Origin of the sequence: Arcicella sp. BE140 (assembly GCF_031456255.1) — a bacterium.
GTDB classification, from domain to species: domain Bacteria; phylum Bacteroidota; class Bacteroidia; order Cytophagales; family Spirosomataceae; genus Arcicella; species Arcicella aquatica.
In genome coordinates, this window is record NZ_JAVDUE010000001.1 from 618,808 (window position 1) to 644,559 (window position 25,752).

18 protein-coding genes are annotated in these 25,752 nt (G+C 34.9%); 9 read left to right on the forward strand and 9 right to left on the reverse strand.

Going from position 1 to position 25,752, the window contains the following annotated elements:
- Window positions 1-183 precede the first annotated feature (183 nt).
- The 6 genes from J2Y60_RS02570 (at window position 184) to J2Y60_RS02595 (ending at window position 11,959) form a co-directional block, all read left to right on the forward strand.
- Window positions 184-786: a sigma-70 family RNA polymerase sigma factor gene (locus tag J2Y60_RS02570; RefSeq protein WP_309912085.1), complete on the forward strand. Its 603-nt coding sequence runs from the start codon at window positions 184-186 to the stop codon at window positions 784-786.
- Window positions 787-896: 110 nt separating this feature from the next.
- Entirely contained in the window at window positions 897-2,012 is a 1,116-nt protein-coding gene (locus J2Y60_RS02575) for a FecR family protein (protein WP_309912084.1), read from the forward strand.
- Window positions 2,013-2,225: 213 nt separating this feature from the next.
- Complete coding sequence (locus J2Y60_RS02580) at window positions 2,226-5,672, forward strand: TonB-dependent receptor (RefSeq protein ID WP_309912083.1); 3,447 nt, start codon at window positions 2,226-2,228, stop codon at window positions 5,670-5,672.
- A gap of 85 nt (window positions 5,673-5,757) precedes the next feature.
- Complete coding sequence (locus tag J2Y60_RS02585; RefSeq protein WP_309912082.1) at window positions 5,758-7,566, forward strand: RagB/SusD family nutrient uptake outer membrane protein; 1,809 nt, start codon at window positions 5,758-5,760, stop codon at window positions 7,564-7,566.
- Window positions 7,567-8,037: 471 nt separating this feature from the next.
- The gene (locus J2Y60_RS02590) at window positions 8,038-9,330 is read left to right on the forward strand and encodes a vanadium-dependent haloperoxidase (RefSeq protein ID WP_309912081.1); all 1,293 of its coding nucleotides are present in this window, start codon (window positions 8,038-8,040) and stop codon (window positions 9,328-9,330) included.
- Between the two features lie 49 nt (window positions 9,331-9,379).
- Window positions 9,380-11,959: a hypothetical protein gene (locus J2Y60_RS02595; protein ID WP_309912080.1), complete on the forward strand. Its 2,580-nt coding sequence runs from the start codon at window positions 9,380-9,382 to the stop codon at window positions 11,957-11,959.
- A gap of 60 nt (window positions 11,960-12,019) precedes the next feature.
- On the opposite strand, the gene J2Y60_RS02600 is transcribed toward J2Y60_RS02595, so the two are convergent.
- From J2Y60_RS02600 to J2Y60_RS02610, 3 genes are all read right to left on the reverse strand, one after another.
- Complete coding sequence (locus J2Y60_RS02600; protein ID WP_309912079.1) at window positions 12,020-12,880, reverse strand: UbiA family prenyltransferase; 861 nt, start codon at window positions 12,878-12,880, stop codon at window positions 12,020-12,022.
- A gap of 34 nt (window positions 12,881-12,914) precedes the next feature.
- Complete coding sequence (locus J2Y60_RS02605; protein WP_309912078.1) at window positions 12,915-15,116, reverse strand: B12-binding domain-containing radical SAM protein; 2,202 nt, start codon at window positions 15,114-15,116, stop codon at window positions 12,915-12,917.
- A gap of 149 nt (window positions 15,117-15,265) precedes the next feature.
- On the reverse strand, window positions 15,266-16,588 hold the full coding sequence (locus tag J2Y60_RS02610) for a DEAD/DEAH box helicase (RefSeq protein WP_309912077.1): 1,323 nt from the start codon (window positions 16,586-16,588) through the stop codon (window positions 15,266-15,268).
- A gap of 245 nt (window positions 16,589-16,833) precedes the next feature.
- Between J2Y60_RS02610 and J2Y60_RS02615 the strand changes: the two genes are divergently transcribed.
- Window positions 16,834-17,640, forward strand: coding sequence for a hypothetical protein (locus J2Y60_RS02615; protein ID WP_309912076.1), 807 nt, complete (start codon window positions 16,834-16,836; stop codon window positions 17,638-17,640).
- Between the two features lie 42 nt (window positions 17,641-17,682).
- On the opposite strand, the gene J2Y60_RS02620 is transcribed toward J2Y60_RS02615, so the two are convergent.
- Both J2Y60_RS02620 and J2Y60_RS02625 read right to left on the reverse strand, forming a co-directional pair.
- Window positions 17,683-18,708: a hypothetical protein gene (locus J2Y60_RS02620; protein WP_309912075.1), complete on the reverse strand. Its 1,026-nt coding sequence runs from the start codon at window positions 18,706-18,708 to the stop codon at window positions 17,683-17,685.
- Between the two features lie 263 nt (window positions 18,709-18,971).
- Entirely contained in the window at window positions 18,972-20,330 is a 1,359-nt protein-coding gene (locus J2Y60_RS02625; RefSeq protein WP_309912074.1) for a M24 family metallopeptidase, read from the reverse strand.
- A 180-nt stretch (window positions 20,331-20,510) separates the two neighbouring features.
- On the opposite strand from J2Y60_RS02625, the gene J2Y60_RS02630 reads away from it, so the two are divergent.
- Window positions 20,511-20,867, forward strand: a complete 357-nt coding sequence (locus J2Y60_RS02630; RefSeq protein WP_309912073.1) for a hypothetical protein — start codon at window positions 20,511-20,513, stop codon at window positions 20,865-20,867.
- Between the two features lie 15 nt (window positions 20,868-20,882).
- On the opposite strand, the gene J2Y60_RS02635 is transcribed toward J2Y60_RS02630, so the two are convergent.
- Together J2Y60_RS02635 and J2Y60_RS02640 are read right to left on the reverse strand one after the other, a co-directional pair.
- Window positions 20,883-21,395, reverse strand: coding sequence for a hypothetical protein (locus J2Y60_RS02635; RefSeq protein WP_309912072.1), 513 nt, complete (start codon window positions 21,393-21,395; stop codon window positions 20,883-20,885).
- A gap of 318 nt (window positions 21,396-21,713) precedes the next feature.
- Window positions 21,714-22,628 (reverse strand): SRPBCC domain-containing protein, encoded by a 915-nt coding sequence (locus J2Y60_RS02640; protein ID WP_309912071.1) that lies wholly within the window; start codon window positions 22,626-22,628, stop codon window positions 21,714-21,716.
- 123 nt (window positions 22,629-22,751) lie between these two features.
- On the opposite strand from J2Y60_RS02640, the gene J2Y60_RS02645 reads away from it, so the two are divergent.
- Entirely contained in the window at window positions 22,752-23,738 is a 987-nt protein-coding gene (locus J2Y60_RS02645) for a helix-turn-helix domain-containing protein (protein WP_309912070.1), read from the forward strand.
- Window positions 23,739-23,854: 116 nt separating this feature from the next.
- On the opposite strand, the gene J2Y60_RS02650 is transcribed toward J2Y60_RS02645, so the two are convergent.
- Together J2Y60_RS02650 and J2Y60_RS02655 are read right to left on the reverse strand one after the other, a co-directional pair.
- Window positions 23,855-25,003 (reverse strand): hypothetical protein, encoded by a 1,149-nt coding sequence (locus tag J2Y60_RS02650; RefSeq protein WP_309912069.1) that lies wholly within the window; start codon window positions 25,001-25,003, stop codon window positions 23,855-23,857.
- Window positions 25,004-25,361: 358 nt separating this feature from the next.
- Entirely contained in the window at window positions 25,362-25,712 is a 351-nt protein-coding gene (locus tag J2Y60_RS02655) for a hypothetical protein (protein ID WP_309912068.1), read from the reverse strand.
- Window positions 25,713-25,752: the final 40 nt, after the last annotated feature.

Below are 25,752 nucleotides of genomic sequence, written 5' to 3' on the forward strand. Positions count from 1 at the left end.
TGGTTTTAGTCAATCAAAATTTTGCTGAATGAAACTATCATGACATTTTTATGTATGGTATTGGTATCATGACAGATTAAGATTTTATTAACATAAATTTAAGTATTTCAATATTTATTTGTAAATTTCCACAGTTATCATTGCTGGTTTACAGTTAACATAATTGCTTATGTCCAAATTACTATGAAACTCTCTAATCTAAATCCTGAAAATTATATTGACCAATTCGTATGGCTTAGATTTCTTGAAGGAGACAAGTCAGCATTCGAGGAATTGATGAAAGCTAATTTTTCATCATTATTTCATTATGGCTCAAAATTTTCTAAGGACAAGGAGTTTATTAAAGATTGTATTCAAGATTTATTTTTGCAACTATGGGAGCGTCGTGAGCACCTATCAAATGAAATTGTTGTAAAACCTTATTTGATGGCTTCGTTAAGAAGAAGAATTCATAGAGCATCTCTCCAACTTCGTTTTTCTGACCCTTATACTGAAGCAAATGATATTTTTGATATTGAATTTTCTATTGAAGAAAAATTTATTCAGGATGAAACAAGTTTGGTGCTAGCCCAACGCATTAAACAAGTAATTGAAACTTTGCCAAAAAGACAAAAAGAAGTTATTTATCTTAAATTTTTCCAAGAATTAGAGCGTGACCAAATCGCTCAAATTATGGATATTGCCCCTCAGACAGCCTCAAATCTTCTTCAGATGGCTATTAAACAACTCAAAAAATATTGGACTACCGAGTTTATTGCGTTGTTTTTACCGCTTTTATTGCGCTAATAAAGGCCTCAAAATAATTAATTTAACTTTTTTTATATTTTTTTTAATAATTTATGGTATCTGTGTACCATTGATGTCTAACGCTATATAGAAAGGTATTATTAAGCTATATGAAAAATTATCGTGACTTCAATACAGAAGACTTTGTGTGGGATGTTAATTTCCGAAATTGGGTATTAAGTCCAAACAGAGAAGTGAATGCCTTTTGGGAAAAATGGTTAGAGGCAAATCCAGAAAAAAAGTCTCAAGTAGAAAAAGCAAAGTCAATTGTAAAAGCATTGGTTATTAAAGACCTATCATTAGAAAAAACAGAGGTAGAAGAATTAGTAAAAAATACTGTTTCAAAAATTGATGAGCAAGAGAATAATACGACTAAAAAAATAAGATGGTTCACCACGAGCAAAAATCAATGGCTTAAAGTAGCTGCTTTAATAGCCATAATCATTGGCTTAGGCATTACTTATCATCAATTATTGAATCAGATAAACGAGCCAAAGGGAATTTATGAAAAATACGTTGCTGCTAATCCTGAGAAACTAATAGAAGTAAAGAACGACCATGAAAGCCCTTTGCCAATTCAGCTAGTAGATGGAAGTTTAGTCTTACTGAAGAAAGGTAGTAAGATTAGTTATTTAAAGCAATTTGAGGGTAACAATCGTGAAATATACCTTTCGGGAGAGGCTTTTTTTGAAGTAACTAAGAATCCAAAGAAACCATTTTTAGTGTATGCGAATGGTTTAATTACCAAAGTGTTGGGTACAAGTTTTACTGTTCGTGCTTATGACAAAGAAAAGGAAGTGACCGTAGAAGTAAAAACAGGAAAAGTATCAGTCTTTGCCCAATCAGATACGAGGGTTGAAGAAAAAGCTACAAGTAGAGAATTGAAAGGCGTAGTGTTGACCCCTAATCAAAAGATTGTTTATGCTCGCGAAGAAGTAAGAATGGATAAATTGTTGGTTGAACTACCTAAAATTACCATCAAAAAGAATACAAAACCACAATTTGAATTTGAAGATACGCCTGTAAGCGAAGTATTACAAACCCTAGAAAAAGCTTATAGTATTGATATCGTTTTTGATGAAGAACTATTATCCAATTGCCCATTGACAGCTTCGTTAACCGACTTACAACTATTCGACAAACTAGATATTATCTGTAAAGGCGTAGAGGCTCGTTACGAAATTCTGGATGGTCAGATTGTAATTTATAGCAAAGGCTGCAAATAAAGTAAACCTTAAACTAAATATTGAATTTTAATTAAACCAAGACTATTTAACTAGATGAAACACTAAAAACCGACTCCACAAAAAAAGTCGGTAATGTTCCCGCATTACCGACCTTGAAATTCCCTTTTTGGTTACAGCCAATGAACACTTTACTAGGTAAAGTGCGGGAATTGTTTTGCTCAAATTCAACCTAAACAAAACATCTCCAAATGTATGAAAAAAACATTACAAATCCATAAGTTACTACTTACGGCTATGAAAATTACACTCACTCAAGTTTTTCTTGCAATCGGGCTTATGAGCTCCACTTTTGCGAGTAATACTAATGCCCAAAATGTTCTAAGTCAACGAGTAACATTGCAAGCTCAGGAGTTAGGCATGAGAAGTGTACTAACCCAAATTGAAAAACAAACAGATGTAAAGTTTGTTTTTAGCTCAAAGCTTATCCAATCAAACAGAAAAATTAGTGTTGATTTTCAAAATGCTCAATTATCAAAAATTTTTGATAATCTGTTTAAACCTCTTCATCTAACTTATGAGATTTCTGGTAAAATGGTTATCATCAATCGTTCTACTGGGAGCTCCTCTACAACCAATACGCTCCAAGAAAGTGATGATATATTGAGTATTGAGATTTTAGAGCAAACTATAACAGGAACCGTTACTGACGAAACGGGGCAGGTATTGCCGGGTGTTAACATCCTAATTAAAGGTACCCAGCGAGGAGCCATCACCGATGCTAAAGGGCAATACAAAATATCTGTACCTGATAATAACGCCGTCTTGATTTTCAGCTCAATTGGTTTTCAAAAGAGAGAAGTTGTCGTAGGAGGTAAATCAGTCCTAAACATTACGTTATCAACTGATGCACAGTCGCTTGATGAAGTAGTAGTAGTGGGGTATGGTACTGAGAAAAAAGTAACCGTAACTGGCTCTGTAGTATCTGTAAAAGGTTCAGAGGTAGTACAATCTCCCTCTATGAATGTCAGTAATAGTTTAGTAGGACGTTTACCTGGCTTAGTGGCTGTAACATCTAGTGGTGAACCAGGATACGATGGTGCAACATTACGTATCAGGGGCGTAAACACACTAGGAGATAGCAGTCCGTTGGTGGTAGTAGATGGTGTCCCTGGTCGTTCGCTTGAAAGATTAGACCCAAGTACGATAGAAAGTATAACCATCTTAAAAGATGCCTCTGCTGCAATTTATGGTGCTCAGGCTGCCAATGGCGTTATTTTAGTAACTACCAAAAGGGGAGCAAGTGGTAAGCCAACGATTACTTTTAACCTTAATCAAGGTTTTGGACAGCCTACCCGCTTGCCAGCGATGGCAAATGCAGCAGAGTATGCTACTATGCTCAATGAAATTGATGCTTATGCAAATAGAACAGGTAGATTCACGGCACAAGAAGTGCAAAAATTTAGAGATGGTTCTGACCCTTGGCGTTATCCTAATACTGATTGGTTTGGGGCTGTATTAAAACCATCTTCTTCACAAAACTATGCTAACATTGGTATTGCTGGTGGGAGTGATAACTTTAAATACTTTGTATCGTTCGGTGCTAAAAGCCAAGACGGTTACTATAAAAACAGTGGTACAAAATACAATCAATATGATTTTAGGAGTAATATAGATGCCAAAATTAGTAAAAATATAAGTTTTGGGTTTGATGTTTCTGGAAGAATGGAAGATAGAAATTATCCTACACGTAATGCTGGAAGTATTTTTAGAATGGTGATGCGTGGCAAACCTAATTTGCCTGCTTATTGGCCAGATGGAACCCCTGGCCCAGATATTGAATATGGTGATAATCCAGCAGTAGTAAGTACTGATGCTACAGGATATGATAGAGATAAGTGGTATTACTTAAATAGTAATATGAAACTGAATATTCAGATTCCTTGGGTGAAAGGTTTATCTTTCTTGACTACTGCCAGTATAGACAAAGGCCTACGTTTTGATAAGAGATTTGAAACTCCTTGGTATTTGTATTCTTGGGATGGTCAGACGGTTGATGCTAGTGGTAAACCTGTGTTAGTAAAAGGTAAAAAAGGCTTTGATGATGCTCGTTTAACAGAACAAATGGAGGATAATCATAGTATTTTGATGAACTCAATTTTGAACTATGAAAGACAGATTGGAAGTCATCATTATATGAAGTTTATGGTTGGTACTGAGACGCGTTCTGGACAAATGGACAAATTTTCTGCCTATCGTAGATACTTTGTTTCGACGGCAATTGACCAACTTTTTGCAGGAGGAGATTTACAGAAAGATAATAATGGGTCAGCTTCACAGAATGCACGTAGAAACTTTTTTGGTCGTGTAAACTACAACTATAAAGAAAAATATTTAGCCGAATTTGTATGGCGTTATGATGGCTCATACATTTTCCCTGCCGACAAACGATATGGTTTCTTCCCTGGTGTTTCTTTAGGATGGAGATTATCAGAAGAAGAATTTTGGAAAGATAAGGTGTCATTTATTGATAACATGAAGTTGAGGGCATCGTGGGGACAAACTGGTAACGACCGTATCGCAGAATGGCAATATCTCTCTTCTTATGGTTTCTTTGCCAATAGCGGAGGAGTTCCTCAGCCACTTATTTTGGGCATAGACCAAGAAAACAAAACCCTTTATGAAACACGTATTCCTAACTTAAACGTAACATGGGAGGTAGCCAATCAGGCCAATGTTGGGTTTGATATGCAATTGTTAAAAGATAAACTATCATTTTCTGCTGATTACTTCTACAATACTCGTTCGCAAATTTTGTGGCCAAGAAATGCCTCAGTACCAACATCAACGGGACTAACATTGCCAAGCGAAAATATTGGTAAGGTAGCGAATACAGGTTTTGAGTTTGATATTAATTATCATAACAAATCAAGAGATTTCAGTTATCAGCTTGGTTTTAACGGAGGGTATTCAAAAAATAAAATTGTATTCTGGGATGAAGCACCCGGTGCGCCAGACTATCAAAAAACTACAGGATATCCTATTCCTACTGACCCCAAAAATCCTACGGCAGATTTGTATTATAATGCTATTGGTATTTTTAAAGATCAGGCATCGGTGGATGCTTACCCACATTGGGATAATGCCAGACCGGGTGATGTGATTTTTGAGGATGTGAACAAAGATGGTAAAATTGATGGAAACGACCGTATAAGAAATACTAAAAGTAATATTCCACGCTTTACAACGGGCTTTACGGCTAATCTTCGCTATAAGCAATTTGACCTGAGCATTTTGTTTCAAGGAGCTTTTGGGGCAGTGAATTATATCTCTACTGAGTCGGGTGAAATTGGTAATTTCTTGAAAAGTTTTTATAACGAACGTTGGACGCCCGAGAATCCAAATGCTAGTGGCCCAAGAACTTTCAACCGTAGTAATGAATATTGGGTAAGTAATAGAAATACCTATTTCTTGAAAAACACTGATTATATCCGTTTAAAAAACATTCAATTTGGATATTCTCTTCCAAAAAAACTAAGTCAAAAACTAGGTTTAGAAGGAGCGAGAATTTATGTGAGCGGTCTTAACCTATGGACGTTTAGTCCAGACTATAAAGACTTTGACCCAGAAATGGGAAGCGGAAGCGGACAAGGTTATCCACTTCAAAAAGTGCTTAATACAGGGCTTTCGTTTACATTCTAAATTTTGATTCTTGAAGATCAAATAATTCTTGGTGAGTGCTGATTAATCAACACTCATTGCAGGAATTACATAAACATTTAATCAGATGAAAAAAACAATATATATTTTACTTACAACTGCCTTAGTGCTTCTTAACACTATTTCGTGTAAAACTGACCTTGACCTCCAGCCTTTAGATCAGTTTTCAGAAGATGCCGTTTGGAAAGACCAAGCCTTGGTAACTACTTTCGTCAATAATATTTATTTAGGTATTCCACATGGTTTCAGTAATATGATGATGGCATCATTGAGCGATGAGTCGATGTATAATGCTGATTTTGGAAGTAGCAACGTTACTAAATGTTTAGTCACAGCCAGTGACTATTCGGTTTGGGATTTTTGGTCGGGCAATCGCTACAAAGGGATGATTTGGGCAAACGTATACAAGTATATACGTGCCTGCAATCTTTTTCTTGAAAAAATAGAAAGTACACCCTTTGATAACGCTGATACAAAGAAAAGATTGATAGGAGAAGTATATTTCCTAAGAGCCTATTTATATCATAACCTTGTATCAGTTTATGGTGGTGTGCCTATTATTACGAAAGCTTACAAATTGTCTGATGATTTTACTCCCCCTAGAGATACCTATGAAAATTGTATCAAATTTATTGTTGACGATTGCGATAAAGCAGCACAAAACTTATTATTGGCAAACACTGGAGCCGATAAAGGCAGGGCTACCAAAGGGGCTGCTTTGGCACTAAAAGCCAGAGTATTATTGCATGCAGCAAGTGATTTGTACAATAAAGCACCTACTTGGGCAGGAAGTTATACACATCCAGAATTGATTGGTTATGTTGGTGGTGACCGCAATGCAAGATGGTTAGCTGCTAAGAACGCAGCGAAAGCTGTAATCGATTTAGGTGCGTATAGTATTTACAAAGGCAGTCCCGCAGCAGGTGACTCCACTGCAAAAAACTATGGAGAAATGTTTTTGATGAAAGAAAACGTAGAAGATATTTTCGTAAGATTCTTTTTGCCTAAAACAGAAGATAGTTGGGATGGGTATAACCCCGGTTTGTTTAATAATCCTAATGGTTATCATGGTTGGGGAAGCAATACGCCATTACAGCAACTGGTAGATGCCTACGAAATGAAAGACGGCTCTAAGTTTAGTTGGTTAAATACAACACAGGCTAAAAATCCATACAAAAATCGTGATCCACGTTTTTATGCTACTATCCTTTATGAAGGCGTTCAGTGGCGTAAACGTCCCTCAGATGTAACAGCATCAGACCCTAAAGGAGTAATACAGGTGGGTTTTTGGGAAAAATGGAACGCGTCGTCTAATGCTGTGGATGTTGTGGCTGGCCTAGATACGCGGAAAGGCCCTATTGAAGACTGGAATGGTACTTATTCTGGATATTATCTTCGAAAGTTTATTGATCAGACGATTGATGCACAATACGTAAAACAAGATTTTCCTTGGAGATATATTAGATATACCGAAGTGATTTTGAATTATGTAGAAGCTTGTATCGGTTTAGGGCAAGATGCCGAAGCTCGCCAATACTTGAATATGATTCGTAGAAGAGCAGGAATGCCAGATATAACTGAAAGCGGGCAAGCGTTGTCAGAGCGTTATAGAAATGAAAGAAGGGTAGAATTGGCTTTTGAAGATCATCGTTTCTTTGATGTTCGCCGATGGATGATAGCGCCTACTACTTTTGATAATGCCAAAGGGATAGAGATTAGGTATCCATTAAATCCAGATAAAACAACATCAAGTACTCCTAACTATAAAGTGATAGATATACAAGATAGAAACTGGAAAGATAGGGCTTACTTTTTACCTATAAAGTTAGAAGAGCTGAATAAAAATAGCAATCTGATTCAAAATCCATTATATTAATATTGCAAGTCCCTTTACTGAATAAGTAAAGGGACTTTTTTTTATCAGTGGGTCTTAGAATTCTCAAATTGAATAGATAATTCAATAAATACTTAGGACATTTTAATAATAAAACACTAAAATGAAGAATTGAATAGGTTTTATTGCGAATTTGCCAATAATTTGGCATGGTTTTAGTTGCTTTTTATCAATTGATAAATAAATTCTACGTTACTTTAATAACTTTTGATGATTTAAATGAGTTTGTATTAGCAGTTAGCTAATGCTGTTTTGTTGGAAATTCTTCTGTTGATAATTTAAAATATGATTTTTTACCTAATTAATAAGCATATATACGTTAATACTAATTCATTGTGCTTGCCTATTAAGCAAGAAATATTCTATGACAAGAGACTAATAAAAGCTTTTATATTTGTGTCGATTCTTTGTTTGTCCTATTCGAGTGTTCAAGGTCAAGCAACAAAAAATAAAGTGCAAACAAGTGAGCCTGTAAAAAAAGTTGTCTCTTCTGAAGTAGCTCTTCTATGGGGAAAAATGGCTTTGACAACGATGAAAAATACACCCGGAGGTTCGCCTACTTATGGCTCACGTTCTTTGGGGTATTTAGGTTTAACCATGTATGAATGTGTAGTGGCAGGGGCAGTTGGGAAAAATTCATTAGCAGGAAAATTACAAGGATTAAATAACTTACCTAAACCTACAATTGGGCAGACTTACAATTGGGTATTATCACTAAATGCAGGGCAAGCCTTTCTTTTGAAACAATTATATCAACAATCTGCTAAGAAAAACATTAATGCAATAGATTCTTTAGAGACTGCTATTTATAACAATGAGCTTAAAACAACTGATGAAAAAGTAGCTGAACGTTCAAAAGCTTTTGGTTTATCTGTGGCTCAGGCAATTTTCGAATGGTCGAAATCAGACGGAGGTCATGAAGGATATAAAAGGAATTTTGATACATCTTATAAAGTGCCAGTAGGTAAAGGCTTATGGAAAGCGCCCGTTAAAGGGCAATCAAAGATTCCTCTTCCTTTACATCCATATTGGGGCAAAAACAGAACCTTTGCACCATTAAATGGCGTATTGCCAATTCCAACAATGATTGGTTACGACTATAGGCCTGATTCAAAATACTATGCTTATATGTATGAGGTTTATATGAAACGTAAGACATTGACGCAGGAGGAAAAAGAAATAGCCAACTGGTGGGGAGACGACCCTTCGGAAACATTTTCGCCACCCGGACATTCATATAACATTGCTAATTTTGCTGTACAAGGGGCAAAACCAGATTTATTTAAAGCGGCTGAAACGTATGCTAGGGTTGGAATGGGTGTGGCTGATTCATTTATTAATTGTTGGAAAACAAAATACATTTATAATGCTCAACGGCCATATTCTTTTATTTATTTCAACATTGATACCCTTTGGGATTTATATTGGCCTGAACCCCCTTTCCCAGCTTATTATTCTGGGCATGCTGTTCAAAGTGCATCAACGGCCACTATTTTGACAGATTTATATGGACCAAATTTTAGTTTCGTTGATGATTCGCACGTAGGAAGACCTAGAGATGCAGAGAGGAATACAGACTATAAAGCAAGAAGTTTTAAATCGTTTTGGGCTGCTGCCGAAGAATCTGCTATGTCGCGTTTATATGGAGGAATTCATACCCGACAAGATAATGAAGTCGGTTTAGCAGAAGGTAAAAAGGTAGGAAAGAATATCAATTCATTACCTTGGAATAAAGTTCAAAAATAAGCTTAATCTAATTTGATAAATATATTACTTGAAAAAATACAAATATAAAATGATGAACAATTTTAAATTATGGCTAAGTAAAGTCAATCAGACTTTATTCGACCTTTTCTTACCGATAACCAAGGTAGGCGTATTTTTCCAACAAAACATTCATCGTAATATTGTGATAAAACCTTTACTTTCTTATGAGAGAATACAATCCTCTCGTTTTCCAAACAACATCACTTCATTGGTAATATTGTTGTGTTCGATGCTCTCTTCTTTTTATTTAAAAGCTCAGAATGCACCTCTCGGATGTGATAAATACTACATGATTGTTAGTGAATTGCCAAATGCTACGCAGGGTAGTCGTTCAGAGATATACCCTTTTGGTGGAACTGGTGCAGGGCCAGTAGGTTGTTCAATTAGCGGAGGTGGAGAAGGTATCGTAGTAGACCCGACTAAAAACGTAGCCTATATCGCTACCTGCTGTTTTAGATCAGAAATTTTAGTGTATGATTTAGCCAAAGGAGCTTACTTGGCACCTATACCAGTGCCAGGACAAGATTTACTAGATGTGGTATTGTCTACAGATAGAAAATATTTGTATGTAACTAGCTATCAAGGCGTATCAAAGGTTAGTACAACTACAAACACAGTAGTAGGTATTTATAGTACTAACCGTTTAACAAATAAAGATGTGGGATTGTGGGGTGTAGCTGTTAATCCTGCAAACGGGAGAGTATTTGTAGCTACAAACTATTTTTCAGGAGGTGGTTTAAGTACAATTGAATCTGTAGATTCAAGCTATGCAGGGCCTTCGTCATTGTTTACTACTGCTCCAAGTGGATATAACTATCGTGGTTTAAATTTTGGTGCGGATGGTACTCTTTGGGCAGTTGCCTCAGGAACTACTGGTCCAGACAAACTATTCCATTATAATGGAACAACTGGGGCTTTGATTGCTTCATTCGATTTTATAACTCCTTCTATCACTGGAACAGTAGGAGATGTAGAGGCATACGATTTAGCTTTTGGACCTGATGGTAATTTATATATTACTACATTTTATGGTGACTGTGTATCAAAATTTAATGTTACGACTAACACATTTACGACTGAGATTGCTTATCAACCTGGGGAACAAGGTAAATCTATTGCCTTCGTATGTGGTAACTTAAAATGTGCTGGTTGTGATGCACCCACTGTCCTTGCAAGTGATATTAGCTTTACGCTTGGAACTTGTACAGGGTTTGTGCCTAACAACAACGGTACTGCTACTATTTCTAACCTTGTTTATAATGCATCAAAGGTTATTGAAGCTAGTATTAAAGAAGGCGAAACTTTTGGTACAACACCAATTTTTGGCGCAGGGGCTAACCAAACGTTAAGTGTTGGACAAACATCATTTACATTTACTGGTTTAAAGCCGGGAACTAAATATACTGTTCGTATTTGGTCGGGTAGCGATGCTTGTTACAACGATGTGACATTTAAAACATTAGATTTTAGTTCGAAGGTGACAACGTCAAGCGGGTCGGTTCTTTGTAATCCTGGTATTGGCACCTTGAATGCTACTTGTCCAGTTGGTTTAATCCCACAATGGTATAATTCGGCAACTTCAACAACTGTGTTGGGTACGGGGAATACTTTTATTTTTAATGCTACCTCAACCATTTCATTCTTTGTGGGTTGTAAAGCAAATGATAATCATTGTGGAGTGGCAACGGCTAATAGAACACAATTGACAATTTCTGTGAGTAGCACTCCAGCAGCTCCATTACCAGCGACGGTGGCAGGAGGATTAATATGTGGTGCTGGAAGCCTTGATTTAAAAGCTACTTGTGCACCTAGTTATACCCCTATTTGGTATGATTCACAAAGTTCAGTAGTTATCTTAGGAGGAGGTAGTCCGTTCACTGTACCAGTCACTGCATCAAAAACATATTTTGTTGCTTGTAAAGATTTAGTGAGTGGTTGTGAATCGCCAGCAGGGAGCAGAACACCAGTTGTCGCTACATTTAGTCCAATTCCTGACCCTGTGATATCAACTTCGACTTCACCAGTTTGTGCAGGTACAAATGTTATTCTTTCGGTTACGCCAGCTACTTCTACGTATGTTTGGACGGGTCCTAATGGTTTTACTTCTTCTATTCAAAGTCCACAGCTTAATAATGTTCAAGTTAGCCAAGGTGGAATTTATAGTGTAGAAGTAAGCAATGGACTATGCTCTAATACTACGATGATTAATTTAGTTGTTTTTGATAGGGCACTGGGTATTACTGCCACGTCTACCAATTCAACTTGTGACCAAGACCTTGTAAAAAATGATGGAACGATAAAGCTTACAGGATTTAGTACAAATTTGAGATATGATATTAGTGCAGGTGCAACTTATACAGGAGGAAAACTATATGCTACTTCGACGGCTATACCAACTGACGGAGTGTTAAGGTCTGATGTGCCAAATCCAACAACGGTTGTTCAGCAATATACCGTGCGAGTATTTAATGCTAATGATTGTTTTTCAGACCATACTGTAACCATCCAAAAAGTAACTTGTGACTGCGGTGTTGCTAGATGTATCCCATATACCATCAGCAAAACCAAAACCGCTGTTAAAAAAGATTTGATTCGTACAGTAGACTAATCATAAAATAATATTTTCACAAAAGGCTAGATTCAGATGATTGAATCTAGCCTTTGTGTTTTAAACAAGTATTGTATGTGCGAGCCAAACTAAAATACCTTGCAAAAGCATAGTTCCATCTAAAATACCATAATGATAAAAAGTAAGATTTTGGATAGATTTAATGTTAAAAAAAAAGATAGTGCTGATTCCAGAAATGATAAAGGCAGGAAGGATAAACTGAAAAGGTGCATTTGAGTAATGAAAACAACTAATCAACAGGAAAGAAATCATTAAGAAATTGGCTATTACTAATGATTTTTTGCTGCCGATAAAATTCGGAATAGTAGTTAATCCCGACTGAATATCGGCATGGATATCTCTAATGTCAAAGGGAATAGTGATGGCAAAAACAAACAAAAACCGCTCGATGAGCATAATGCTAACGTGCTGTGAATCAAAATGTCTTCCTGATTGAATGATGGGTAATAATATAGTAGTTGCTGACCAGACTATTGATATAAGAAATATTTTTAGGAAGGGTATTTCCCTTAATCGGAAAAGGTATTTTTGATTTTTGAATATCGGTAATGAATAAAAAAAAGTAATTAAAGCAAAAGGAGCTAAGGTGATTAAAACCTCTTTTTTAGCAAGTAATACGGCAATTAAGAATCCTATTACCGAAAAAACTACTAAGGCATAAAAGAGGTTTAAGTATTCTTTCAGCCATTTATGTTTATCATCATTTAAAGCCTCTTTATTGGTCAGTAAAGTAACAAGGCGGTGTAAATTGTAATCAAATAAGGTAGCAAAAAAGATAATGAACAAATAAGGGTGCCACTGGGGAGCCATCCCCAATTGCAATTGAGTTTCTACCGTTAGTGCTACTGCCGCCAACGAAATGTAAATATTGGAGTTTATTAAGAAATTAAAAATCTTCAATGTTTTGAAAATTATCGGCGTTTTAATAAAACGATTATAAAGTTAATAATCCAAAATTCTGGAGATTATTGACAGGCTTATTGAACCAAAATAATTCAAAATCTTCTAGCCCATACGCTTCGTAATGTGTTTTTACTTCTTGAAACGTATAAACTTTTGGATTAGAAACAGAAATCAATTGTAATATTTCAACTAGCCATTCCCCTTGCTTTTGTTCGACAGCAATATTAAAGCTTTCCTTTTTATCATGAAAAGACAGACTAGCTAGATTCAAGAGCCTACCTTTTTGATTTTTAGTAATATACTTAATCGTTGGTTTTGTGCCTAACCAAACAATTTTACTACTAGGTTTTAAAGAAACCTCCTCCTCTTGATTGACGGCATGCTCAATATAATTTTTGGGTATTTTGGTTTTAGGTATTTTAAAATCAAACCACTGACTAAGGTTTAAGTCAAAACCAATACCATGCATAAAATTGAACAGAGATTTTTTCAATCCGTCGCTAAATAGGCTGTGGTCTGTGCCAGTAGGGTCAATATGAAAAATATCGTTATTGGCAAAACTACCAATTTTAGCACTCTCTTTCTGAACCTTGAATTGTTCTGGATACATTCCGACAGGGCTATGAGCCGTCATCGCAAATTGATGCCAAAAGCCAGATTGTAAAATGCCCAATTCAAACATCTGACGTACCATTTCTAGTGAGTCAATGGTTTCTTGTGCCGTCTGAGTAGGGAATCCGTACATCAAATATGAATGCACCATAATGCCTGCTTCGGTAAAATTACGAGTTACTCTGGCAACTTGGGCTACTGTCACACCTTTTTGAATCAATGCTAGTAATCTATCAGAGGCTACTTCTAAACCACCTGAAACGGCTATACAACCAGATGCTTTTAACAATAGACATAAATCGGCTGTAAAGCTTTTTTCAAAACGTATATTTGTCCACCAAGTAACGGTTAGTTTTCGCCTGATAATCTCTAAAGCCAAAGAACGCATCAGGGCAGGAGGGGCTGCTTCATCGACAAAGTGAAAACCATTTTGTCCTGTCTGAGCCATCATTTCCTCCATTCTATCACAGAGTATTTTGGCAGAGATTGGTTCGTAAAGCTTGATATAATCTAGCGAAATATCGCAGAAAGTACATTTACCCCAATAGCAGCCATGTGCCATTGTTAGTTTATTCCATCTGCCATCACTCCACATTCGGTGCATAGGATTTACTATTTCTATGACTGAAATGTATTTATCTAAAGGTAAATCAGCATAGTCTGGCGTACCCACAGCCGACTGTTTGTAATCATGTGTATGGCTATTATTAATATATTTTACTTCACCATCTACTAAAGTAAAAGTCCTTTTTAAATCTTCTTGTTTTCGCTTGCCTTCTAAGTGTTCTATTAAATTATCCAAAGGGGCTTCACCGTCGTCTAAGGTAATAAAATCAAAAAACTCGAATACCCTTTTATCAGAAAGCGAACGTAATTCTGTATTCGGGAAACCTCCGCCCATGGCAATTTTTACTAAGGGAAAATGTTTTTTAATCCATTGCCCACAACGAAAAGCACTGTATAAATTACCCGGAAAAGGTACTGTAATCGCTACCAAATTAGGATTAAAATCGACCATTCTAGTCGCTAAAATCTTGATGAGTAATTCATCTATATAGGTGTACTCTTGCGATAATGCTTCATACAGTTCATCAAAACTGTTGGCCGAGCGACCTAAACGTTCAGCATAGCGACTAAATCCAAAATGTGCATCCACGCATTCAACAATAATATCAGAAATATCTTCAAGGTAAAGTGTAGCAAAATGCTTTGCTTTATCTTGCGTTCCCATTGTTCCAAAAGCCCAATCTAGTTCTTCTAATTGAGCAAAGCGACTGGCTTCGGGCAAAAAATCTTCTTGACAAATTAAATGTGATAAGGTAGGATTTTTCCCTTGTAAAAAAAGGATTACTGCATCAATAGTATGGATATAGTGATCTTTAAGGGCTATAATACGTTGAGCATTGTCTGATAATGGTAGTGTTTGACTTTCAATTTGGGCAAACAGATTCAATAACCCTTCTTTTGAAAAAAGGCTTAATATTACTTCAATTCCTAAATCAGCTTGATTAGAAATAATATGTCTAGTATTCAAAAACCCTTTTATATACGCAGTAGCTGGATACGGCGTATTCAGTTGCGTAAAAGGAGGGGTTATTAAAAAAACTTTAGGATTGTTCAATGTTGAATAGTTTTTGAAAAATGACTAAAAGACTTTGGGACTTGAAGACTAAAAGTACAAGTAAATAATTTCAAAATATTTGATTGTAAAGATTAACAGAGATAGGAAATATTTTTCTTAAAGTCCTCCAGTCTATAAATCCATCAATATCATCTAGCCACTTCAATCTTATACTTCTTACCTTTCATTTTTTCATCACGAACGGTTTGTAATAATTCTTTTACCTTATCTTTTTTCACGGCAGCAAAAGAGGTGAAGTCTTTTACTTCGATGAGCCCTAAATCACCTTTTTCTAATTTGCCTTTTTGAGAGAAGAAACCAACGATGTCAACCTTGTTGAGTTTGTTCTTCTTGCCTCCACTAATATAAATTGTCAGAAACTCAGGAGCTTGGGGTAGAGGGTTATTTTCTGGCACTTCTAATTCCTCTAAAGAATCATCTACATAGCTCGGACGATGTTCATTACGAGAGAAAATTAAATAGGCCGTACCTTCCGCATTCATACGTGCCGTTCTTCCGTTTCTATGAATAAACTCATGAGCCTGTAAGGGCAGATGATAATGAATTACGTGTTTCATCTCAGGAATATCCAAGCCTCTAGCCGCTAAGTCGGTCGTAACTAAATAACGAACACTACCATTTCTAAATTGAATCAAAGCACGCTCACGGTCGTCTTGGTCCATTCCACCATGATAAAAAATAGCATAAATACCCATATCTTGAAGTAGCTCACAAGTACGTTCAGCGGCATCTCTATGATTTAAAAAAATCAAGGCAGATTCAGAATTAATTGAACAAAGCAGATTGAACAATGCATCAATTTTATCTTTTTGTTCTGAAATAACCACTTTCATTACTAAGCCCTCGGCTACTTTATCCTCTGGAATAAAATTCAATAAAGTAGGAGAAGAAACGCCTGTAAATTCTGGAATTTTGATGCCTTTGGTAGCCGATACTAATACTCTTTTATTGAGTTTTCGTAAACCACCAATGATAAAAGACATTTGCTCATGAAAGCCAAGGTCTAGCGATTTATCAAATTCATCTAATACTAACGTTTTGATACCGTCTAGGTTAAAAGACCTACGTGTTATATGGTCGGCAATTCGTCCAGGAGTACCAATTAATACTGCTGGCGGATTACTTAAATTTTTAATTTCAGTACCAACATCATGTCCGCCATAGCAAACATTTACTTTATAGCCCGTTGACATTTTCTTCCAAACCTGTTCGATTTGTAAAGCTAATTCACGTGATGGAGTAAGAATTAAACACTGTACAGAAGGAACATCAGGCTTTAATAATTGCAAAATAGGCATTAAAAAACCAATGGTTTTTCCAGAACCTGTAGGTGATATTAAAAGTACATTATTGTCTTCAAGGATAGCTTTTTGAGCCGCTTCTTGCATCGGATTCAAAGCTTCAATCCCCAAGTTTTGAAGAATTTGTTGTGTTGTCTGATTGGTTTCCATACCACAAAGGTAAAACAAAATATCTGTTTAATTGGAGTAGAAAGAATATTGAGAATAGGGCGGTGAAAGAAGAAAACGAAAACATGAAATTTAGTATAAAATTCTTTAATGCTATTAGTTTAATAGACTTAATTATTTAAATTTATGACGACTTAATAACACCGTTATCATATAATAGAAAAAATATCAAATAGTCACTAGAACAATTACCTATGTTAATTAAACAGAAATAAATCTTCTACAAAATGACGACACAACAAGCTGAATTATGGCAAAAAATCAGAAATTTCTCACTCGATGATAACTCCGTTGTATTTAAGTTCTCTGATCGTGTTGCTCGTGAAAATGGATGGACAAAAGCTTATACTCTTCGTGTGATTGAAGAGTATAAAAAGTTTATATTTCTGTGTTGTATTGCTGATACAGGGATAACACCTTCAGATTCTGTTGACCAAGTCTGGCATTTGCATCTTACATTCACTAAATCTTATTGGGTTGATTTTTGTAGAAATACCCTAGAGAAGGAAATTCATCATAATCCTACAAAAGGAGGTGAGAAAGAAGCTTTGAAATTCAATGATTTTTATACGCATTCACATCAATTGTATTTTGAAACATTTGGGGCAATACCACCAGAAGATATTTGGCAGGATAATCATACCCGATTTTCAGATGTCGATTTCCAAAGAGTTAACCTGAAAAAGTTTTGGATTATAGAGAAACCTAAACTTCCCATCATTCGAATAACAGTATTAGTCATTACATTTTGTATTTTAGGTTTATTTGTTCAAGCATCAGGTAGTATTTTTATGCTAATAATTACAGGCATTGTAATTATTATAGGCTTACTTGACGTTGTTATAAAAGCTATAACTAATAAAAATTGGGATAAAAAGGAACCTCCACAAAAAGATAATGATATTGGAAGTGGTTGTTCTACTTCATCTAGTTTTGATAGCCATCATGGGCATAGTAGCGATAGTGGTTGTAGTAGTGGTTGTTCTGGATGCGCAGCTTCTGGCTGTAGTGGTTGCGGAGGAGGTGGGGATTGAGGTTTTAAATTTTATTAAAAGTGATATAATATAAATACCTATTCATCCAAAATGCTTGCGAGCTACTTGCCAAATAATTTTAGTTGGAACAGGCATAATTCCATTAGCTTGCTGTTGAATAGAAATATCTGCGATAATTTTCCAGTGTTTGGCTAAATCACGGTAGGCATTCCAAACTGTATTAATGGGGTCATAGATATGTCCAGGTTCTGAGCTGACACCATTTAACTCCATAATCTTGATGTTTTTACCTTCGTATAAGTCTTCGATAGATTTTACTTTCATATCAAAACGACCGTAATGAAAGCCATCAATGGGTAAGGCAATTTTATCAAAAACTTGGTTAATTTTTTCATTAATCAAGAAGTTGTTATCTAAAAACTTTGTACCTCTACAATGGTTGCCAATTGGCTCTAGTAAACGTTTTTGTCCTGCTGGGATTACCTCTTTTATTTTTTCGCCCAAACGTATACGCATATTTTCTAATTGAAATCTGGCACGTGTATTTGCTTGCATCAATTTTTCAATGCTTGATTTACCATCTCCTGTTACTGAAAGAAATTCTTTTCGGGTAATAGAGCTTACTTGACCTTTAGGTTGGTTGGGATAACGATAATAGAGGACTCCTAATTCAATATCAAAAGTGATAAATTCTTGAATAATGAAATCTTCTTGAACAGATTGCAGGTATTTTTCAAGTGATGTAACATCAGCTATTTTTTCTACCTGCGACCCTCTTTCTCCTACGTTTGGCTTGCAAATGATGGGAAACTCAAGCTTATTTGCTATCAATTGTTGTTGGATGCTGGTTAATGAAGTTCCTTTTGATACAAAAAAATAAGTAGGCAGAAATTCTGCAGGAATTTGGTTAAGAATCTCAATTTTGCTTTCACCAAAGAAACCCCCATAGTCAATACAAGGGTCGGCATTGGTAAAAAAAGTAAGCGAGCGAGTACGAGTAGCTTGGTAAAGCCAATAAGGGAGTAGTGGAATATAAAACATCCACCATGTCCAATATTCAAAATTCGTAAGTTTAATGAGCCAAAGGGGTAATTGTATTTTATTCATATCACAAACTTACGCATATTGTGGAAATGGTAGATGTCGGTAATCAGACAGTTTTGGTTTTTATGCTATATGCTGTAGGCTTTTTGCTTTCGGTATTCAGATGTCGGACGTCAGCTTTTTGTGAAAGCTAAAATATTTATTTTAAAGCAATCACTCACTCACAACTCGCTAACTAACAATTGGAAATAATCACTAACTCACAACTCGCTAACTAACAATTGAAAACAATCACTAATTCGCAACTCACTCAATCACTCAATAATTCACTGTCCTAAATGTTGAATTTTATCTCTTCGAGGAATTGTCAGAATTTGTTTTTGTCGCCCGTCGTTATAATGTACTTTTCCATTGATAAAAATCCCTTGTTCCTCTAGCATTACTCTCACTTCTTTATTTCCCCATTCTGGAATTTTTACTTTAGCGTTTAGCTCTATGGCATAAGCAGTGTTTTCATTCAAAGGATATTCACCATTCCCCGGAACGCCCCCTTGCATATCCCACATACCAATAGTTGTTCCTGCTGCATGACCGTGATAGCCTACTGGGTGAGAATATATTTGAGCCACCAGACCATCTTGTTCTGCTTTGCGGAGGGATAATGCTAAAATTTGATTGCCTGTCATGCCCACTTTAAAGAAGCCCGTCATAATATCCTGTAAATGATTTCCAGCTACCAAAGCCTTTCTTAAATATTCAGGAAGTTCTACCTCTTCAGGACGTAATACATAAGCTAATTCTTGAACATCAGTATTCAACCGAAGATAAGTAATGCCAAAATCACAATGTAATAAATCTCCTGGCAGTATTACATCCTCCGCTGGGCGACGGTCGTAAGGCCAATTAGTTTTGTCTGGGTCGGGTCGCTGAACATCCACCGTTGGATGAAACCAAGTATCTAGTTTTAATTCGGCTACTCTTTCACGGAGATACCAAACTACATCTTCAGTAGTAGTTACCCCCGGAATAATTACTTTCTCAGAGAATGCCTCTGCTATAATTTGATGTGTAATACGGTCAAGGGTTTCATAAAGTGCTATCTCACGAGGCGTTCTGCTTTCTAGCCAACCAACAGCGAGTTTTTCACTAGAGACCAATTTGTCTTGACTTTTTTTGGATAGACTTTGTACCAAACCCTCATGTTCAGAGTGTGATAAACCATCAGAATGTGCGTATTGTTCTGAAACATCAATCGCAATTTTCTTAGGGTTTCGTTCCTCAATCAACGCAGAAAGACGTTTCCATTGATTAGGTTCTTCATCGGGTTTCCAAGCAGATTTAAAAATTGTCCCTACATTATAGCGAGCAACGGCCAAACATTCCAAGCCTTCTTTTTCACCTTTATCGTAAATTAACAAAATCGTTCTTCGGCGAGCATTCAGCCAAGTAGATGGCAACATCGTTTTAATAATAGGGTCTTCATTATATTCACGAGCAATGATTAACCACATATCAATACCTTGTTTTCGCATTAATGAAGGCAACAAGGTTTTAAAACGTTCTTCCAACAATTGGTCTTGCAAAACGGCTCTATCTTTTAACGCTAAAATTTTAGGAATATCCTGTGCAAAAAGGGAATGAATAGAAAAAAGTAAAGCAATAAAGGCAATGTATAGTTTGTTCATGATGAGGGATTTTGATGAAATTTGATTCTTATAAAAATAAGGGAATTTATCTAGATTTCATCTCAAAAGTATGTATTCATCTATGAAATATTATTTCTGTTTTACTAACCTCAACACTTTATCATATCTATATAATGCTAAATTTAAGGTAATCAAAATTGATATTATTTTATACAGCAATTGAAATATGATATAGGAGCGATAACAAAAGTTTCAGATAAAATTAAAATAATACATACGCCTACTTTTTTTGAATTAGAAATTAATTATTCTTTTGATGAAAAAGATGGAAAGCTAGAGTTGGAATGGATTGAAATGGAATTAGCTTTTGCCAAACAAAAATTAATTGAAGGAGCTTCAACATTGCAGAGAAATACAATTTCGCAATTGATGGATTTGATTGGGAAACTGACACTAAAAAAAGAAAAATTAACAGAAAAACCTTTAGAATCATTTTCTAACGAATTTGGTAATACCGAAGAAAATCCTGCTTGGCATTTACATAAAAAAGCTCAATCAGGGTTTGAATCTCAGTAGAACCTTTCTCAAGCATTACTCCCCTTGATGAATCCAAATATATTTTTTGTCATTCCAATAAATGATACCTCCTGCTAAAAATCCACCATCTTCGTAAGCTTCGATTAGTATCGCTGAATGTGATAATTTGATTTCTTTACCACCAATTATATCACCACTCTCTTTATCAAATTGTGTTTCTTTTGCCGTTTTCTCTTTATAAACAGACCATTTGTCAATCCAGTTGAAATTATCTGAATCTCCCAATTTTTTACCTGCCCCAAATACATAATACTCATTGGTTTTACCATGAATCAATAAAACTCCTTTCTTCTTACTGAGTTTTTTAGTCACAAAAACAGCAATATCCTGTGTTTTATCCGCATTAAAATCTGCTTGTAGAAATGTAGGTTTTAGAGTTTGATTTATTACATACGTTTTGTCTAATCCCTTTTCAACAAATGCTTTTTTAAACCAAGATGGGAATACCTGAGCATTTGTCTTTAAAGAAGAAAGTAATATGAATAATAATAGTGAGAAATATTTCATGTCATAAAAAAGTTCGCTATATACGAATTTCTGTAAAAGTCTGCATATTACCAACCAATGTCGGTGAGTAATGCTCCTATTTAATCGTTATTTAAGTTGTTATTTTTCAGTTTTACTTTTAGTCTATAGATTCCCATAATTCAATTTTATCAACAATGAATAATACTTCTTTTTTCAATCCTTCAACAAGTGCTTCCACGTTTTCAACTCGGTAATTTATCATAAAATCTTCAGAAAAAGGTTCAGCGTATTTTGTGATTTAAGCAAAAGTGTATTTTTGTATAACGAAAAGTACTTTTCTAAACACGATAGCCTTTATTATCCAAAAACCTTCGTTCCTTTTCCTGTAGTTATCAAACTGTATAAACTTGCTTGAACTAGCTGTTCCCAAGCCCCTGAACAAGCATCATAACACGCTATTGTTGGCACTAAACCAACGTGTGTAAAACGTACTTGTGTTTTGTTGTTTATTTCATTAATCTCAATAATTATTTTTGTGCCTGTCCATTCTGATTTGTCGGTAAAAGAATTCAATTTACTATCGGTTACTAGCCAAACAATTTTTTTGTTGGGAATAAATTCCACTATTTTCTGTTTTGAAAAATGATGTTCCGTTATTCGATAATCAAACTCATCATCCAGTTGATTGGTGTTGCCTTCAATTTCTCCTTGCCACCAGCCACGAACATTATTAATGGCACTAAATACTTCCTCTGGAGTTTGATTTACAAAAAAGGTAGTGGTATAGTTTGAAGTCGCCATTTTCTTTTCGTCTTCAGTTTGTGGATTTTCTTGACTGTTGGGTTGTCCAGTACCTGTTGTAATAAGACTATACAAACTTTTTTGGATATAAGTGTTCCAAGCATTTTCACAAATATCATAACACTCATAATCGGGTACTAAGCCTACTTGAGTAAATTGTAGTTGTGTTTTGCCATCTTTTTCGGTTATTTCAAAAACCATTGTATTGCCTTTCCATTCGTCTTTGTTTTGGGTGAAACTAAAATAGTTGTCTAGTACCTGCCAAATTACTTTTTGGTTGGGAATTAATTCTATCGTTAGCATCTTGCAACGATGTACATCTTGGTAATGATAGTTCCATTCGCTGTAAAGTTTGTCTGTAGTACCTTCAATCTCTTCACTCCACCAGCCACGAACATTATTAATGGCTTTGTAAACTTCTTCCGCAGTATTATCAACTAAGATAATTGTTGTAAAATTAGATGCTTGCATGTTTCTTTCTTTAGTATTATACTACAAATATATTGTCTAATATTTATTTTAAAGAGGTGTTAAATAGACTTTATGATGGGTTGATTTGGACAATTAAAATGATTACTTTTACTCAAAAAAGCAATGAAACATCTCACTATTATCGTTCCTAATGGCGAAAATAACCTTAGTAGTATTTCAGGAGCGTATGAAATATTTAATAAGGCAAATAATTATTGGAAAGAAAACTTCAAGAAAGAATTGTTTATCATTCAACTAGCTGGAATTGCTGAAAAAGTAGATTTCAATGGGGGATTATTTACGGTAAAACCACATCTGAATATTTCGGCTATTGAAAAAACAAACCTTATCGTTATCCCTTCCTTAAATCATAATTATACACTTGCGTTGAAAGACAACGAGTTGTTGATAGCGTGGCTGGAAAAACAATATAAAAACGGAGCGGAAATCGCCACTATTTGTACTGGAGCATTTATACTTGCAGCATCAGGAATGCTTAATGGGAGAAGTTGTTCTACCCATTGGTCTGTTACTGAAAACTTTAGAATGATGTTTCCAAAAGTTAATTTGCAAATTGATAAATTAATTACCGATGAAAACGGCATTTATACCAATGGCGGAGCGTATTCATTTCTTAATTTAATGCTATACCTGATTGAAAAATATTATGACAGGCAAACGGCTATTTATTGTTCAAAAGTGTTTCAGATAGAAATGGACAGAAATACGCAGTCTGAATTTGCCATTTTCACAGGGCAAAAAAAACATGATGACGAGGTGGTTCTTCAAGCACAGGAATACATTGAAAAGAATATCACTGAAAAAATTACTATTGAAGATTTATCTACCAAGTATAATGTTAGTAGAAGAAATTTTGACCGAAGGTTTATTAAAGCAACAGGTAACACCCCTATTGAATATGCACAAAGGGTGAAAATTGAAACTGCAAAAAAATCATTTGAAACCAACCGAAAAACAATTAATGAAGTAATGTATGAAGTGGGTTATTCAGATGTAAAAGCATTTCGAGAAGTCTTTAGGAAAATTACGGGTATGTCTCCCTTGGAATATAAAGGGAAATACTACAAAGAGGCTGTATTGAATGTATAAATTTTGATAGTTACGAAGTCGTTTAAGGGTTTTGGCGGAATATGGGTACTAATAGCATCCTAATTCAAGTATTAAGTTGGATTAGGATTACATCTTTACATTCGGAAACTGCATTTTTATTTGCTGACAGATATTATTTTTCGTTGTATTGCTGGTTGCAAAAAGCCACTAACCATATTTGGAGGAAGTTTGTCAAATGGAGACAAAAAGGCTGTCATCTCCTTTTGCAAAAACTCCTTGTCTGTTTGATTAAGACTATTGAAAACTTGCTCAAACAAGTCCATTTCTTTTGAAAAGCCGTCTTTGTTGTCAAAATGAACCATACAAAATACAGCGAAGTTTTTCAACGCTAGTTGAGTCTTCTCAGTCTCAATATATTTTCCAATAGTTGAGTATGTTTTCTCTTCAACTAAATCAGAGCATTTTTCTAATACGTCATTAAACATTGAAAATATATATATAACAATAGATTCTATTTCATCTTTAGTCAAAAAGTTTAATTCTTCGTGAAATAGGTTGTATAAAGAAAATGCTTTCACACTATCGCCAGTTTCAACTTCTTTAAGTAATTGTTTCAGATTTTCTTTTATTAAGTCAATTGAAACCAACGGCTTTAATTCGAGAAGGAATGGTTTCGTGTATTCTAAATTTGTATTCGATGTTCGTTGAGGAATTATATCTTCTAACAAAAAACAATCCCAATATTTTTTTTCGTAAAATTCATTTTCAATCAATTTATGGAAAAGGTTAATCCTCTCAGTATTATTAAGTTTTAAAATGACTTTTCCATATACTGTCCTAAAGCTCCAGTCATTTTTAAGTTTGTCTATGACTTCTTTTGCAGTATAGCCATATGAAGAACTATATTTATTTCGGATTGCATTTACTATTATTTTGACTAATGAAAATGAAATTTGAGCACTTTCAAAATCAAATTTCTCGTCTTTTCTAATCTCTTTTCCTGGATGGATTAGATTTCTATAATCTTTAATTACCCAAGCCAGATTTTTTTCTCTTGGAGTTAATAATATTTCCTTTTCTGACAAATCAAGTAATTCTTGGAAAGTAAGTTTAAATATTTTTTCTCTTGTGTATGCTGTTGGTAAAAATTGAAGAAAATATTCAATTAATAAAGCTTCAATAATGCTACCTGAAAGAACAAGAACTGATTTAGTCGCTTTTACACTTAAACAGGTCTCTAATTCTTGAAAATCACGCTCAAGAAGTTCTTTGAAATTTTTGTCAGAAATAAATTCAAATATCATTTGTGATTCTGTCTTTTAAATGGTACAAAACTCATAAATATACACGCACTCACGTTTATTTACTTAAAAGTAAATAATAGAAATAAATTAGCTATTAATATTTTATTCTTCATTAAAATATATTGATAGCATCATTAATTCAAGTGTTAAGTGAAGCATCACTTATACTTAGATAGAATTTTAGTTACAAACTGAAATTACAAAAAGTCACGATTCAAGCTTAAGTCATTAATGTATTATATACTTGAAGTCGGACACTGCAAGGATATTTGTCGTTCTAGTTCGAACAAAGACCTAGTACAGTAAAAGAATTTATAAATTTTTGTCGTTCTATATTTCTCTTTTGATACTCTAATTTTCATCTAAACTCCTTTGTCACTTCAATTTTTCCAACGATGTTGTTGTTAAACTCTTCTAGCTCATCAGCATCTACCCAAAGTTCATTGTGGATTTCAGCACCCACATTTTCTACTTTAAACTTTTTAAGATAATTGGTATTTACAGCAAATTTTGTCACGTAACCAACACAATAAGCAGGTACATTCCATTCTCTTGCAATCTGAATAGCGTATTCTTCATTCATTACAGGGTAAAAAATGGGTTGCTCGGGTAGTCTAGGGGGAAACTTTGTCCAGTCGGAACTAGCGATTTTATCTAATTCAGCTTGATTGACAGGTCTAAATAAATAGGTTGTTTCTGTGGTTTGCATTATGTTTTAAGAAAGATGTTTTATTGTTTTCTTTCTCCGT